Source organism: Methylobacterium sp. J-072, assembly GCF_022829425.1.
Taxonomy (GTDB): Bacteria; Pseudomonadota; Alphaproteobacteria; order Rhizobiales; family Beijerinckiaceae; genus Methylobacterium.
In genome coordinates this window covers 34,125-47,974 of the sequence record NZ_JAKSYK010000224.1, presented here as the reverse complement: position 1 = coordinate 47,974, position 13,850 = coordinate 34,125, and the positions used below count along the sequence as shown (strand labels likewise).

General features: G+C 67.7%; 15 protein-coding genes. 11 read left to right on the top strand and 4 right to left on the bottom strand.

Annotated elements, in window-relative coordinates:
• The first annotated feature begins 88 nt into the window (after window positions 1-88).
• The 7 genes from MKK67_RS30420 to MKK67_RS30390 all read left to right on the top strand — a co-directional run bounded on the left by MKK67_RS30420 (window position 89) and on the right by MKK67_RS30390 (window position 7,017).
• On the top strand, window positions 89-523 hold the full coding sequence (locus tag MKK67_RS30420) for a hypothetical protein (RefSeq protein ID WP_243972540.1): 435 nt from the start codon (window positions 89-91) through the stop codon (window positions 521-523).
• 203 nt (window positions 524-726) lie between these two features.
• Window positions 727-1,008, top strand: a complete 282-nt coding sequence (locus MKK67_RS30415; RefSeq protein ID WP_243972537.1) for a hypothetical protein — start codon at window positions 727-729, stop codon at window positions 1,006-1,008.
• The gene (locus tag MKK67_RS30410; protein WP_243972535.1) at window positions 1,005-1,745 is read left to right on the top strand and encodes an ABC transporter ATP-binding protein; all 741 of its coding nucleotides are present in this window, start codon (window positions 1,005-1,007) and stop codon (window positions 1,743-1,745) included. Before MKK67_RS30415 ends, MKK67_RS30410 begins: the two co-directional genes overlap by 4 nt.
• A 268-nt stretch (window positions 1,746-2,013) precedes the next feature.
• On the top strand, window positions 2,014-2,901 hold the full coding sequence (locus MKK67_RS30405) for an ABC transporter permease (protein ID WP_409568464.1): 888 nt from the start codon (window positions 2,014-2,016) through the stop codon (window positions 2,899-2,901).
• Between the two features lie 75 nt (window positions 2,902-2,976).
• On the top strand, window positions 2,977-3,615 hold the full coding sequence (locus tag MKK67_RS30400; RefSeq protein WP_243972533.1) for a hypothetical protein: 639 nt from the start codon (window positions 2,977-2,979) through the stop codon (window positions 3,613-3,615).
• Window positions 3,616-3,872: 257 nt separating this feature from the next.
• Window positions 3,873-6,446, top strand: a complete 2,574-nt coding sequence (locus tag MKK67_RS30395; protein ID WP_243972531.1) for a TonB-dependent receptor — start codon at window positions 3,873-3,875, stop codon at window positions 6,444-6,446.
• A gap of 217 nt (window positions 6,447-6,663) precedes the next feature.
• Window positions 6,664-7,017 (top strand): hypothetical protein, encoded by a 354-nt coding sequence (locus MKK67_RS30390; RefSeq protein WP_092041422.1) that lies wholly within the window; start codon window positions 6,664-6,666, stop codon window positions 7,015-7,017.
• 42 nt (window positions 7,018-7,059) lie between these two features.
• Here the strand turns inward: MKK67_RS30390 and MKK67_RS30385 are convergent, their stop codons facing one another.
• The 4 genes from MKK67_RS30385 to MKK67_RS30370 form a co-directional block, all read right to left on the bottom strand.
• A complete protein-coding gene (locus MKK67_RS30385) occupies window positions 7,060-8,580 on the bottom strand; it encodes an undecaprenyl-phosphate glucose phosphotransferase (protein ID WP_243972528.1) in 1,521 nt (506 codons plus the stop codon).
• A gap of 414 nt (window positions 8,581-8,994) precedes the next feature.
• Window positions 8,995-10,233 (bottom strand): glycosyltransferase family 4 protein, encoded by a 1,239-nt coding sequence (locus MKK67_RS30380; protein ID WP_279601912.1) that lies wholly within the window; start codon window positions 10,231-10,233, stop codon window positions 8,995-8,997.
• 87 nt (window positions 10,234-10,320) lie between these two features.
• Window positions 10,321-11,004, bottom strand: a complete 684-nt coding sequence (trhA, locus tag MKK67_RS30375; protein ID WP_243972765.1) for a PAQR family membrane homeostasis protein TrhA — start codon at window positions 11,002-11,004, stop codon at window positions 10,321-10,323.
• Window positions 11,005-11,151: 147 nt separating this feature from the next.
• Window positions 11,152-12,249: a COX15/CtaA family protein gene (locus MKK67_RS30370; protein ID WP_243972763.1), complete on the bottom strand. Its 1,098-nt coding sequence runs from the start codon at window positions 12,247-12,249 to the stop codon at window positions 11,152-11,154.
• A 179-nt stretch (window positions 12,250-12,428) separates the two neighbouring features.
• On the opposite strand from MKK67_RS30370, the gene MKK67_RS30365 reads away from it, so the two are divergent.
• The 4 genes from MKK67_RS30365 (at window position 12,429) to MKK67_RS30350 (ending at window position 13,841) form a co-directional block, all read left to right on the top strand.
• Window positions 12,429-12,635, top strand: coding sequence for a DUF2842 domain-containing protein (locus MKK67_RS30365; protein ID WP_243972760.1), 207 nt, complete (start codon window positions 12,429-12,431; stop codon window positions 12,633-12,635).
• An 81-nt stretch (window positions 12,636-12,716) separates the two neighbouring features.
• Window positions 12,717-13,052 (top strand): hypothetical protein, encoded by a 336-nt coding sequence (locus MKK67_RS30360; RefSeq protein WP_243972758.1) that lies wholly within the window; start codon window positions 12,717-12,719, stop codon window positions 13,050-13,052.
• Between the two features lie 98 nt (window positions 13,053-13,150).
• On the top strand, window positions 13,151-13,390 hold the full coding sequence (locus MKK67_RS30355; protein WP_243972518.1) for a type II toxin-antitoxin system Phd/YefM family antitoxin: 240 nt from the start codon (window positions 13,151-13,153) through the stop codon (window positions 13,388-13,390).
• A 4-nt stretch (window positions 13,391-13,394) separates the two neighbouring features.
• On the top strand, window positions 13,395-13,841 hold the full coding sequence (locus MKK67_RS30350; RefSeq protein ID WP_243972516.1) for a type II toxin-antitoxin system VapC family toxin: 447 nt from the start codon (window positions 13,395-13,397) through the stop codon (window positions 13,839-13,841).
• The last annotated feature ends 9 nt before the right edge of the window (window positions 13,842-13,850 follow it).

The window sequence follows — 13,850 nt, the reverse complement described above, 5'->3', positions numbered from 1 at the left end:
AGGCGCCGGATCGGGGTGTGCAACTCCGATCGAAAGCCCATGACGCAAGACATCGCCGCGTAAACGGCGGCACAGGAATAGGAACGACATGACGCGGACGTTTCGGATCGCAGCCCTCGCTCTGGCCGGCCTGTTCGCGGCTGGGCCGGCCTCGGCCCTCGACCTCACCAAGAAGCGCGAGAACCTGCCCGACCTCGTCCTCGGCGACGATCAGGGCAACGATTTCGCGGTCGAGAACAAAGACATCACGCTCGAATCCGGCAAGGCCTACCGGCTGCGCATCGTCGCCAAGGGCCGGCAGGAGTACAAGTTCTACGCCCCCGAGTTCTTCCGCTACATCTGGCTCAACCAGATCGTCATCGAGCACAAGGAGATCCATGGCGGCGGCGCGCCCGATCACCTCGAGTTCGACGATCCCGGCGAGATCGCCGTCGAGTTCGTGGCGATCAAGCCGGGCGCCTACAAGTGGGAGGCGCGCGGCCTGGAGGCGAAGGGCATGACCGGCACGCTGACGGTGAAGTGATGGGTGCCTTTTTCTTCTCTGATCGCGATGCGCAGGGCGCCTCCGCGAGCGCTTGGTATCAGGGCCATACGTCACCGAACACAGCGCAGGTCCCCTCTCCCGTGCGGGAGAGGGACAGGGTGAGAGATGCGCGTTTTCCGGAAAAACCTGGCCCCTCACCCCAGCCCTCTCCCGCACGGGAGAGGGGGCGCGTTGCTGACGGCATGGACAGTTATGCCAAAGTATGGATCAGCTTAAACGAGGCTTTCCTGGCATTTACGATTGCTGGATGCCTCCTGACCGCACCCGCCCTCGCGGCCGACGACGCAACGTCCTGCGCTGAGGGCATCACGATGATCCGCGATGCGCTGGCGGCAAACCCGTCCGAAACCGCTCTCCCAAAACTCAAAAAAGCCCTGCGGGTCGCCGAGCGCGAGCAGAAGGAGGGCGAGTTCGACGAGTGCCTCGACGCGGTCGCGGATGCCCGCAAGGCGCTCGGCCGATGAGCGAGGCGGCCCTGCTGGTCGAGCATGTCGGCCACCGGTTCGGTGCCCGCGCCGCGCTGGACGACGTGTCGCTCACGGTGGAGCGCGGGCGCTTCGCGGCCCTGCTCGGGCCGAACGGTGCCGGCAAGACGACGTTGTTCTCGGTGATCACCCGGCTCTACACCAACCAGAGCGGCCGGGTCTCGATCTTCGGCCACGGGCTCGACCGTGAGCCTTCCCGGGCTCTGGCCCGGCTCGGCGTGGTCTTCCAGGCCCGGACGCTGGATACCGACCTCACCGTCGAGCAGAACCTGCTCTATCATGCGAGCCTCCACGGCATCGCCCGCAAGGCCGGGAAGCAGCGCGTCGGCACGCTGCTCGACCGGGTCAACCTGGCGGATAGGCGCCACGACAAGGTCCGGACGCTCTCCGGCGGCCAGTCGCGCAGGATCGAGATCGCCCGCTCGCTGATCCACCGGCCGGACCTGCTGCTGCTCGACGAGCCCACAGTCGGGCTCGATCTCGAATCCCGGGCAGATATCGTCGCCATCGTCCGCGCCCTGGTGCGCGAGGAGGGCCTGTCGGTCCTCTGGGCGACCCATATCTTCGAGGAGATTGGTTCCGAGGACGACGCCGTGGTGCTGCACCGCGGGCGCATCGTTGCCCGAGGTCGGGCCGGGGATATCGGCGCGCCGGGCGAGGGCCTGGCCGACGCGTTCCGCCGCCTCGTCGCCGAGCCGGGGAGGGCGGCGGCGTGATGGTCACATGGCCGGCTCAGGATTGCACGGGATCGTTCGTCCGCGAACGATCGGCCCCGTTCATTTCCGGGCGAGACACGGGTCCCCTCTTCCGTGCGGGAGAGGGACAGGGTGAGGGGCGCGACCTATCCGGAAAGACTTGGTCCCTCACCCCAACCCTCTCCCGCACGGGAGAGGGGGCCCGTCGCGTCCGCCGCGACCGACAGCGTGACCATCGCCATCGCCGCGGCGCGAACCGAACCGGCCTGCTGCGTATAGGTCCGCTCACATGACGACGCCCCTCGCCACCGCCGTCCCCACGGCCCCATCCCAAAAAACCGCCCGCCAGATGGGCCGGCTCGATGCGGTCGGCTACCTGATCTGCCTCGGCGGCATCGTCCGGCGGGAATTGCTGCGCTTCTTCAATCAGAAGGAGCGGTTCTTCTCGGCGCTGGTCCGGCCGCTGGTGTGGCTGTTCATCTTCGCGGCGGGGTTCCGCAACACCCTCGGGGTCTCGATCGAGCCGCCCTACCAGACCTACGTGCTCTACGAGGTCTACGTCGTGCCGGGGCTGGCCGTGATGATCCAGCTGTTCAACGGCATGCAATCCTCGCTCTCGATGGTCTACGACCGCGAGGTCGGATCGATGAAGGTGCTGCTGACCTCGCCCTATCCGCGCTGGCTGCTGCTGCTCGCCAAGCTGTTCGCGGGCGTCTCGGTCTCCATCGTGCAGGCCTACGCGTTCCTGGCGGTGGCGTATTTCTGGGAGACCGACATTCCCCCGCTCGGATACCTCACGGCTCTCCCGGCCTTCCTGGCCTCGGGACTGATGCTGGGGGCGATCGGGCTGTTCCTGTCCTCGCTGGTGCGCCAACTGGAAAACTTCGCCAGCGTGATGAACTTCGTGATCTTCCCGATGTTCTTCGCCTCCTCGGCCCTCTACCCCCTATGGCGCATCCGGGAATCCTCGGAGACGCTCTACTGGATCTGCGAGTTGAACCCGTTCAGCCACGCCGTCCAGCTCGTACGCTACGCCCTCTATATCCAGTTCGAGCCGGTCGCCTGTGCGGTCGTCATCGGCGTGACCCTCGCCTTCTTCGGCATGGCGGTCGTCGCCTACGATCCCGGTCGCGGCATCATGGCCCGGCGCGGCGGCCCGGCCGGCGACAACGCCTAGCTCCTTGTGATCGCATGATGAGTTCGGAAAACCGGATTGGACTGGTCCGCATCCTGCTCTGACGGAAACCCCTCGATGACCCGCATCGCCGCCCGCCTTCTCGTCCCCGCCCTCAGCCTCGCGCTGATGGCGGGTCCCGTCCTGGCCCAGCCCCGGCAGGATCCGGACTGGCCCTGCGTCCAGCGCAAGGTCGCGACCCTGAGCCCCGGCCAGTTCTGGACCGGGCCCGATATCGCGGCCGCCGGCGACTGGGGCAGCGACAACGACGCGGCCGTGCTCGCCCAGAAGATCGCGTCCCGGCGGACCGAGCTGTCCGAGGTCGGACCGCTGCTCGACGGGTTCGTCGGCAAGCTCGGCGCCGACAAGGACGCCAGGGCCAAGTCCCTGACCCACGTTTACGCGGGCGTGTTCGAGGTCATCAACGGCGAGCGCGACAAGATCATGGGCGGGATCGCGCGCTACGCCCAGGGCCAGCGCCGCATGGCCGAGCGGATCCGCGACGAGGCCGACAAGATCAGCCAGACCAAAGATGCGCCGAGCGCCACGGATGCCACCGAGCTGCCGAAGGACCAGTCGGAGCTCGAGACCAAGTTCGCCTGGGACCGGCGCATCTTCCAGGAGCGCAGCCAGTCGCTCACCTATGTCTGCGAGGTGCCGCAGCTGCTGGAGCAGCGGCTCGGCGAGATCGGGCGCTTGATTCAGGCGCGGCTCTGATCGGGGGATCCGGGCGGGCCCGCAGCTTTTGCCGAATGATCCCGCCCGACTTGCCAAATACTCCTTAAGTCCCTGAAATCGTTGTCAAAACTGTTGCTGTTAAATCACGTGGCGCAGCGTTCGAGTTCGGTATTTCCGAAAGGTTGCTGAAACAGGGCTCGCGTGGTTTCAGATCAATTGTGTCCTTTTCCTTCACCCGCCAAGAGTGTCCGCAAGCTCGGCAGAAACGAGCGTGGGTTCACGGCAAGGGGTTTGGGATGTCATTGAGGGCGCTTCGGAGCAGCCTGGTCGCGTCGGCGTCGGTCCTGGGGGGGGCGATGCTGCCCGGCGCCGCACTGGCGCAGAATGCCGTGACCCTCGGTGAGATCAGCGTCGTCTCGACGTCGCCGGTCGGTTCGGGCGGCGGCAATTCGAGCCGCGTCCAGAACCTGAACGGCCCGGGCGGGCTGGAGCCCGCCGGTTCGGCGCTGCCGCCGATCGGCCCGGTCCGCCTGCGGGGCAGCGAGCAGCCGCTCTACAAGATCCCGAGCACCGTCGAGACCGTCACGGCGAGCGACATCACGGTCGACCGCGGCACCGACAACGTCGTCGCGACGCTCGCCCGGCGCACGCCCGGCCTGAACCTGTCGGATTCACAGGGCAACTCGAACCGGCCCGACGTGACCTATCGCGGCTTCACCGCCTCGCCGGTCCAGGGCGTGCCGCAAGGGCTCGCCGTCTACCAGAACGGCGTGCGCATCAACGAAGCCTTCGGCGACATCGTCAACTTCGACCTGATCCCGCCGCAGGCGATCCAGCGGATCGACGTCGTCACCGGCAACCCGGTCTTCGGCCTCAACGCCCTGGGCGGTGCGATCAACATCCAGATGAAGAACGGCTTCACCTGGCAGGGCACCGAGATCACCGCCTTCGGCGGCTCGGATGCGCGTACGGCCGGCTACATCGAATACGGCAAGGTCTCCGGCCCGTGGAGCGTCTACTTCACCGGCGACGGCTTGAACGACCGCGGCTGGCGTTACGAGAGCCCGAGCACGATCGGCCGGCTCTACGGCGATATCGGCTACCGCTCGCAGGATTCCGAATTCCACCTGATCGGGCTCGCCGCCCGCAGCTTCTTCGGCGCCGCCGCCGCCACGCCCGTGGACTTCTCGCACCGCGACCCGCGGGCGATCTTCACCTACCCGCAGACCACCACTACTGAGGTCGGCACGATCCAGCTCACCGGCCGGGTCGACGTGTCGCCCACCTGGGATCTGGCCGGCAATGCCTATTTCCGCCGCTTCAGCCAGACCTACGTCGACGGCAACGACGGCAACTTCGAGAATTGCAGCACCCGCTCCAGCTTCCGCGGCAACCTCTGCTTCGAGGATGACGGGTTCAGCCCGGGGGCCGGGCAATCGCAGCTGGCCTTCCGCAACCAGTTCCTGATCCTCGGCCAGCAGAACCAGCGCATTCCGTTCCGCGCCAACGTTCCGTACGGGACCCTCGACGTGACCAACACGGAGGCCACGGGCTTCGGCGGCTCGCTGCAGGCGGCCAACCGCGACCGGGTGTTCGGCCTGCCCAACACCTTCGTGGTCGGCGGCAGCATCGATGCCGCCAACTACTCGTTCAAGTCGTCCAGCACCCTCGGGGTGATCAACCCGAACCTGTCGATCACCACCGACCCGAACAACCCGTACTACGGCACCATCCCGGGCCTCGGTACGACGCAGCTGCGGACCGCCGGCGCGCTCGGCATCGCGCCGAGCTCGGTCAACGGCTCGAACCTCTATATGGGCCTCTACACCCTCGACACCCTCGACGTGACCGACCGGCTGTCGCTCACGGCCGGCGCGCGGCTCAACTTCGCCCGCATCCAGAGCGAGGATCTCACCGGCTTCTCGCCGGACGTGACCGGCACGCACTACTACAACAAGATCAACCCGGTCGCCGGCCTGACCTACCGCTTCACCGACGCGGTCAACCTCTACGGCAGCTACTCGGAATCGAACCGCGCGCCGACGCCGCTGGAACTGGCCTGCGCCAACCCGGACCGGCCATGCCTGCTGCCGAATTCCTTGGTGGCCGATCCGCCGCTCAAGCAGGTGACCGGGCGGACCTACGAGGTCGGCTTCCGCGGCCAGCTGCCGAACACCTATGATGGCGGCATCATCACCTACAAGATCGGCGCCTTCCGCACCGACCTGACGAACGACATTCTGTCCCTCGCCACCCCGGGCAACACCGCCCGCGCCTATTTCGTGAACGTGCCCGCGACGCAGCGCCAGGGCATCGAGGTCGGCAGCGAGTACACGGCCGATTACCTGCGGGTCTACGCCAATTACGCCCTGATCGACGCCACCTTCCAGTTCAACGGCACCCTGTCCTCGCCCAACAACCCGCTCGCGGATGACGGCGCGATCAACGTCCGCAAGGGCAACGTCGTGCCGCTGGTGCCGACACACCAGTTCAAGGCCGGGTTCGACTACTTCCTCACCCCGAACTGGCAGGTCGGCCTCTACCTCCAGGCGTTCTCGTCGTCCTACTACCGCGGCGACGAATCGAATCTGAACCGCAAGCTTCCGCCCTACTACGTGATGAACTTTCAGACGAAGTATCAGGTCACCAAGAACCTGGAAGTGTTCGGTCTGGTCACCAACCTGACCAACAACCGCTACGCCACCTTCGGCACCTTCGCCGAGCCGGGCGCGGTGGCCGGCAACCTGCGGATCAGCGACCCGCGGACCACGACCCTGGCGCAGCCGCTCTCGATCTATGGCGGCATCCGCTACGCCTTCGGGGCCGACCCGGTGCCGATGTCGGCCGAGCCGATCATCCGCAAGTACTGAGACGCGAACGCGGTTCTGAAAGCAGGGCGTTCCGCGCGGTCTTCGGACCGGGCGGGGCGCCCTTCGCGTTTTCGGCTCTCGCGCTGCAACGCCGTGCGGCCTCACGTCTCAGGAACGGGGTTGGGCGCCCCGCGTCTCTTCCGGGAGCCACAGACGCCTCGGCCGATCCAGACGATCGCAGCCGAGCACGCCCGGAACGTTACGGAGACACGCCACGATGATGATGAGATTCGCGCTCGCAGCCCTGGCCCTCGCCGCCGCGACGCCCGCCTGGGCGACCCCGTGCGCCGACGAGGTGTCCACGCTGCAGAAGCGCCTGGACAGCGCGGGTGCCGCCTCGGTGACCGGCACGACGCCCCCCGGCGGCACGACCTCGTCGCATTCCGACAAGGCGCTCGCGACCCCGCCGGCCCTGACCAAGGGCGATGCCGACGTGAAGCCTACGGCCTCGGGCGTCGACGAGGCCAAGAAGCTCGTCGCCAAGGCTGCGGCGGAGGACAAGGCCGGCAACGCCGAGGCCTGCCGCAACACGATCATGCAGGCGAAGGAAAAGGCCGGCGCCCTGCCGTAGGGCTCCACCGGGTCAGCGACCGTAAAGCGCCGACCCCAAGGCTCAATACGCATTCTCAGTCTTGAACAACGCGAACGGCGTCGTCACCAGGATTTGCAGGTCGAGCAGAACCGACCAGTTCTCAATGTAAAATAAATCGTGCTCGACGCGCCGTTGCAGCTTCTCCGACGTGTCGGTCTCGCCGCGCCAGCCATTGACCTGGGCCCAGCCGGTGATGCCGGGTTTCACCTTGTGGCGGGCGAAGTAGCCGTCGACCACCTGATCATACAGCGTGTTGGCCGCCTTGGCCTGGAGCGCGTGCGGGCGCGGGCCGACCAGCGACAAGTCGCCCTTCAGGACGTTGAACAGCTGCGGCAGCTCGTCCAGCGAGGTCTTGCGGATGAAGCGTCCGACCGGCGTCACACGGGGATCGCCGCGGGTGACCATTTTGGCGGCGCCGGCATCGCACTGGTCGACATACATCGAGCGGAACTTGAACACCTCGATCAGCTCGTTGTTGAAGCCGTGGCGCTTCTGCCGGAACAGCACCGGCCCCCGCGAGGTCAAACGGACGGCGAGTGCCACCGCGATCATGAGCGGCGACAGCGCCAGCAGCATCATCAGGCCGACGCAACGGTCGAACACAGCCTTCACCACCACGTCCCAGTCGGCGATCGGCCGGTCGAACACGTCGAGGACCGGCACCGAGCCGAGATACGAGTAGCTCCGGGGGCGCAACCGCAGCTTGGCGGCGTGGGCCGAGAGGCGGATGTCGATCGGCAGCACCCAGAGCTTGGCGAGCATCTGGAGGATTCGGGCCTCGGCGGTGATCGGGATCGTGAACACGATCAGGTCGATCCTGGCATGCCGGGCATAGGCGACCAGGTCGTCGACATTGCCGAGCTTCGGATATCCGGCCACCACGTTGGAGGATCGATCGGCGTTGCGGTCGTCGAACACGCCGACGATGCGGATGCCGCTCTCGCTCTGGGTTTCGAGGGCGGCGATCAGGTCCTCGGCCGGCTTGCCGCCGCCGACGATGGCGGTGCGGCGATCGAAGCGGCCGGCCCGGGTCTGCTTGTCGATGATCCGGGACAGGGCGAAGCGTCCGGTCAGCAACGCGGCAAGCCCAGTGCCGTAGAACGTGCCGAGCCACAGGCGCGAATAATGGTCGGCGACCTTGGCGAGCACCAGGATCGCGGCGACCATCAGGAAGGTCATCGACCAGGCCGCGATCAGCCGGATCGCCGCTTTGGCGAAGGTCCGGAAGGCCGAGATCCGGTAGCCGCCCGAGGCCTGGATCAGCGCGACGGAGAGACCGGACACGAGCCCGATGACGCCGGCATAGGTCAGCCCGAACGGCACCCGGCCGCGCAACATCAGCAGATGCAGCAGCGCGCCAAGGGCGAAGATCAGCGCGAATTCGAGCGCCCGCACCAGCCCGGCCACCACCACCGGCGAGATCGCCGCCGGGCCGGGCGCAAGCGTCTCGGCCTGCTGACCCACGTCGCCGCGAGCGGCAGCCGCTGGCCCGTCGAGAGGTCCGGCGGCCTCAAGAAGATCGCGGATATCGAACGCGCTCATCGATCGGCTCCTCCCGGGCGACTGGCCGGGCCTCACGTCACATCATCTGTTTCCGAAGACCGGAAACTGCCTTTCAGCATGATGCTCTAGGCCGGGACCCTCGCACGAGGCATCGTATAAAAGCTTAAACAGGCACCCGACCGTGTGTACTTGGTCGATCGCGGGCTCATGGCTCGTGTCACATTCGCGTGGTTCTGCCGCGAGAGCATGTTCGACCGTTCCCATCCCCGCCCTCATCCTGAGGCGACGCAGCGCAAGCGGAGGCCTCGAAGGAGCCCTCCAGCCGGCCGCGCGATCCCTGGAGCCCTCCTTCGAGGCCCAGCGATCTTCGATCGCCGGGCACCTCAGGGGCGGGGGGATGGGATTTCCGTCTGTCGGAACACCCACCCGCGGAAACACTGGGCCACAACAACGCTATGCCGTGCGCGCCTGCGCGACCTTGCGCGTCTCGACGCTGAGACGCTCCGCGCGGGCCTGGAACGCCGCCGCGTAACCCGACACGACATCGGCGCCCATCCGCTCCAGCGAGAAGCGCTGGTGGATGGACTCGCTCAGCGCCCGCACCCGCGCGTTCAGGACGTCCGGGGCTTCGTCGAGCACCCGGCGGATCGCGCCGGCAAGGGCGCCGGCATCCCGGGACGGGACGAGGTCGTCCGCCGCCGGCCCGAAAATCTCCGGGATGCCGCCGACCCGGGTGGCGACCAGGGGCTGCGACGCGGCCGCGGCCTCGAGCACGACGTAGGGCAGCGATTCCGCCAGCGACGGCACGACCAGGATCCGGCCCCGGGCCAGGACCGACCGGATCGCCTGAGGGGGCTCGAAGGCGGCCACGTCCGACAGGCCGAGCCGCTGAACCATGCTGCGCAGGCTCTCGGAATCCGGCCCGGATCCGACCATCAGCAGCCGCAGCGCCCGGCCCTCGGCGCGGAGCCGGACCAGGGCTTCGAGCAGGTAGGGCAGGCCCTTCGCCTCGCGCAGCTCGCCGACATAGAGCAGGTCGGCGGCATCCTCGGCGAGGGGAACCGGAGCGAACTCGGACTCGGCGATGCCGTTATGGACGATCCGGGTCACCTGCTCCGGACCGCCGACGAAGGCCCGGTGCCGGCCGGCGACGTACTCGCTCTCGAACAGAAACGCGTCGGTCCGGCGGGCGAGCACGGCCTCGGCGGCCATGTAGGTCCGATGGAGCGCGCTACCCGGCCGATAATTGTAGCTGCCGCCATGCGGGGTATAAGCCCGGATCGCCGTTGCCGAGGCAAGGCGGGCGTAGGCGCCGCCCTTGGCCCCATGCCCATGGAGCACGGTGGCGCCGACGGCGTCGGCCCGGCGGGCGACGGCTCGCAGGCAGGTCCAGTCCGACCGGTGCGGATTGCGCCGCATCGGGATCCGGACGAGGCCGAGCTCCAGGCAAGCGCTGAGCTCGGCCAGGGCGCGCGCACCGCGCTCGCCGCCGGTGGATGCGTCGCAGACGATCCCGACCGCGTGACCCGCCGCCACCTGGAGGCGGGCGAGGTCCATGACGTGCCGGAACAAGCCCCCGACCGGTGCACGGAACACGTGCAGGATGCGGTGACGCTGAGGGATTCGGGTGTCGCTCGGCTTCGCAGCCACGGTATCACTCCCGGGAATAACAGTCCCGAGAATGTGGTGCATTGACCGTCGCAGTAAACTTAAACAGCGCTTGGCTCGATTGGCCTTTTCATCGAGAAGGTAAGCGGAGTTTTACTGCTGTGGATCAATTCACGTCAGTGGCAAGCCGTTGAGGCTGGCCCAGATCGTGCCGTAATGGCACGCCGTGGCGGCGAGCACGAAGCCGTGCCAGATCGCATTCTGGAAGGGCAGGGTCCGCCAGACGTGGAACAGCACGCCGACCGAATAGAGCAGGCCTCCGATCGCCAGCAGCCACAGGGCGGTCGGCTGCAGGGCGGCGATCACCGATTCGTAGGCGAGCAAACCGCTCCAGCCGAGCAGGAGGTAGAGGGCGATGGACAGCCGATCATACCGGCCGGGCAGGAACAGCTTTACCGCAATGCCCACCAGGGCGACCAGCCAGATCACCGCGAGCAGCAGGTAGGCGCGGATACCCGAGCCCACCAGCGCCACGAGCGGTGTGTAGGTCCCGGCGATCATCAGGTAGATCAGCGCATGGTCGGCTCGGCGCAGGAGCCATTTCCGTGGGCTGACCGGGTAGAGGTTGTAGACCGCGGAGACGCCGAGCATCAGCACGAGGGCGGTGGCGTAGAGGACCACCGCGGCCCGCTCGCCGAAGCCGAGATGCGCCGTGAGCGCCGTGGCAACCAGCGCGACCGCGCCGGCCAAGCCGAGGACGACCCCGAGACCGTGGATCACACCGTCCGCCACGATCTCGCGGGGCGTGTAATGCCACGTCAGGGTCAGCGGGCGACCATCCTCCGCGAGAGACATCATGAAGCCTCCTGCTACGCCTGCAGCCTAAAGCTTAAGAGCGCTCAGTCGTTCCCTATGCAAAGTGCTGACGCGGAGATTATCCCAAGGTTCTATTGCAGCGTGGTAAAAGTCTTGTTGGGCGTGGCTGTCTCGCCGCACCCGGTTTCAGGCGCCGCGTCCTGCCAAGCCCTCGAAGCCGAGAGCGGGCTCCGTGGCTGAAAGCCGGACGCGACCGGTGCCGCGGCTCAGCCGCGCGTGCACCACCGCCATGGTCAGTACGGCCATCGCCAAGATCTGATGCGCCAGGGCCGCCCAGAGCGGAACCGCCAGCAACAGCGTCGCGATGCCGAGCCCGGCCTGGGCCAGGGCCAGGGCGGCGACGCCGCCGGCCCGCCCGGCCGCGCCGGCCGAACCGGTGATCCGGGCGTCGACCGCGTGCAGGAGCGCGACGACGACGAGCAGGTAGGCGGTCACCCGGTGGTCGAACTGGACCAGGGCGTGGTTGTCGACGAAATTCTCGATCCAGGGTTGGATCGCGAACAGGCTGTCCACCGGCGGGACCAGGACGCCGTCCATGCTGGGCCAGGTGTTGTAGACCAGCCCGGCATGCGATCCGGCGACGAGGCCGCCGAGGAAGATTTGCACCAGGACCAGGGCCGGCAGCAGGGCCGCGACGAAGCGGATGCGATCCGGTGCGGGTTCGGCGGTGTCGTTGCGCTGACCGGCCGCCAGCCAGACAAGCCCGGCCAGGATCAAGCTCGCCGTCGTCAGGTGCAGGGCGAGCTTCAGCGGCGCCACCGCGGTCATGCCGGGCTGGAGGCCGGACGCGACCATGATCCAGCCGATCGCGCCCTGGAATCCGCCGAGGATGCCGAGGCCGAGCAATCCGAGCCCGAGGCGCCGGCCGATCATGCCGCGCCACCAGAACACGACCAGTGGCAGGAAGAACACCAGGCCGATCAGCCGCCCGAGGACGCGGTGGCCCCATTCCCAGCCGTACAGGACCTTGAACGACGACAACCCCATCCCCTGGTTGAGGATGGTGTATTGCGGCGTGTCCTTGTACTTGGCGAATTCCGTGGCCCAGTCCACCTCCGAGAGGGGCGGCACGATCCCGGTCACGGGGCGCCACTCGGTGATCGACAGGCCGGACCCGGTCAGGCGGGTCGCACCGCCGACCGCCACCATGGCGACCACCAGGGCGGCCACCAGGTACAGCCATGCCCGCACGGCTCCCGATCGCGGGTCGCCCGAGACTGTCATCACCACGCGTATCCCTTCCGCGGTTGCCGGGATGTCCCGGCCTACGGAGGCGTTAGGGGAAGCGCGGGATGCGGGCAACGCGCGCGCTGCCGCAGCCCGCGGCAGAGCGCGCGTTGCCAACCGGAGCCGCGGGCGATAGCCGTCTCACCGTAGGGAGAGACGAGGCTGTGGGAATCATGATGCGCCGCCGCACCCGCACGTTGATCGGCACGGTCGGGATGCTGGCCTTCGTCTGCTTGTACGGGCCGCTGGCGATGGCGCTGGCCGACAGCCGCATCGCCGAGACTCCGGCGGCGATCCAGGCCGTGCTCTACTCGATCCTCGGAATCGCGTGGATCTTTCCCCTGATGCCCCTGATCCGCTGGATGGAGCGTCCGGACCGGTAGCGGGACCCCTCGATTTTGCCGCACTCGGGCGCCAGAAGCCTCCGACCCGAGTTCGAGACCCCGTTCGTGTATCGCTTGCCCATGCGCCTCAAGCATCTGGCCGCACTCGCCGTGCTGCTCGCGCCATGCTCCGCCCTCGCGCAGGGCACGCCGCGTTCCATCGGGGAGTGCGAGCGGCTGAAGAACGATCTGGCCTACAACCAGTGCCTGGCGATGTTCGGCCCGGCGGCCAAGAACGTGGCGGGCGGCTACGCCTCGGCCGACGCGGCCGCCGCCCCGGCACTCGCCGAGGCCTTGCCCCAGGCGGACGAGGCCGTCGAAGCCGCGACCAGCCGCCGGGGCCGATACCGGTCGCGGCGCGGCGGCCGGCAATACGCGTCCTTCTCCACCGGCTACCGGCACCGCCGACGGCGTTGAGGCTTGCGGGGTCGATACGACGGCGGCGCTCGACGTGCCGCCATTGCCGTAGCCCCGTGCGATCCCTACTGTGACTACACTGGTCACGGAGAGGTGCGATGCAGGAGATCCAGCTTCGCGATGCCAAGGCGACGCTGTCGGCTGTCATCGATCAGGCCAAGCAGGGCCAGCCGTCGATCATCACACGACATGGCCGACCGGAGGCCGTGCTGCTGAGCTTCGAGGAGTGGCAGAGGCTTTCGCAGGTCCCGTCTTTCGGACGCCTCATCATGGCTGCGCCGCTAACGGCGGAAGATCTGCCCTCACACACGGGCGGTCTCAGAAGTCCTGAGCTCTGATGCCGTGTACCTCGTCGATACCAACGTCCTTTCGGCCGGCGCACCGACCAAGGCCGTTCCAGCGGCTGACCTGATCGCCTGGATGGACCGGAACAGCGCCGGTCTCTTTCTCTCAGTGGTCACCATTGCCGAGATCGAGGACGGCATCGCCAAAAGCCGCCGGGAAGGCGCGTCGCGCAAGGCGCACCGTCTTTCGGACTGGCTGGAGACGCTGTTGCACCTCTATGGCGGGCAGGTGCTGCCGATCGATCTCGCCATCGCCCGGCACATCGGTTGTCTGGCCGACGTGGCGCGCGGACAGGGACATGCGCCCGGCTTGGCCGATCTTGCGATCGCGGCCACGGCTCAGTGCCATGGCTGGACGATCCTGACCCGAAACGGCCGGCATTTCAGGCCCCTCGGCGTTCCGGCCCACGATCCCTTCGAGACTCTGCCGGCCGATGTGACCTGAGCGGGACTC

Coding starts and splice junctions, on each gene's coding strand:
- MKK67_RS30420 (WP_243972540.1), top strand. CDS start 89: ATGACGCGGACGTTTCGGATCGCAGCCCTCGCTCTGGCCGGCCTGTTC.
- MKK67_RS30415 (WP_243972537.1), top strand. CDS start 727: ATGGACAGTTATGCCAAAGTATGGATCAGCTTAAACGAGGCTTTCCTG.
- MKK67_RS30410 (WP_243972535.1), top strand. CDS start 1,005: ATGAGCGAGGCGGCCCTGCTGGTCGAGCATGTCGGCCACCGGTTCGGT.
- MKK67_RS30405 (WP_409568464.1), top strand. CDS start 2,014: ATGACGACGCCCCTCGCCACCGCCGTCCCCACGGCCCCATCCCAAAAA.
- MKK67_RS30400 (WP_243972533.1), top strand. CDS start 2,977: ATGACCCGCATCGCCGCCCGCCTTCTCGTCCCCGCCCTCAGCCTCGCG.
- MKK67_RS30395 (WP_243972531.1), top strand. CDS start 3,873: ATGTCATTGAGGGCGCTTCGGAGCAGCCTGGTCGCGTCGGCGTCGGTC.
- MKK67_RS30390 (WP_092041422.1), top strand. CDS start 6,664: ATGATGATGAGATTCGCGCTCGCAGCCCTGGCCCTCGCCGCCGCGACG.
- MKK67_RS30385 (WP_243972528.1), bottom strand. CDS start 8,580: ATGAGCGCGTTCGATATCCGCGATCTTCTTGAGGCCGCCGGACCTCTC.
- MKK67_RS30380 (WP_279601912.1), bottom strand. CDS start 10,233: ATGCACCACATTCTCGGGACTGTTATTCCCGGGAGTGATACCGTGGCT.
- trhA (WP_243972765.1), bottom strand. CDS start 11,004: ATGTCTCTCGCGGAGGATGGTCGCCCGCTGACCCTGACGTGGCATTAC.
- MKK67_RS30370 (WP_243972763.1), bottom strand. CDS start 12,249: ATGACAGTCTCGGGCGACCCGCGATCGGGAGCCGTGCGGGCATGGCTG.
- MKK67_RS30365 (WP_243972760.1), top strand. CDS start 12,429: ATGCGCCGCCGCACCCGCACGTTGATCGGCACGGTCGGGATGCTGGCC.
- MKK67_RS30360 (WP_243972758.1), top strand. CDS start 12,717: ATGCGCCTCAAGCATCTGGCCGCACTCGCCGTGCTGCTCGCGCCATGC.
- MKK67_RS30355 (WP_243972518.1), top strand. CDS start 13,151: ATGCAGGAGATCCAGCTTCGCGATGCCAAGGCGACGCTGTCGGCTGTC.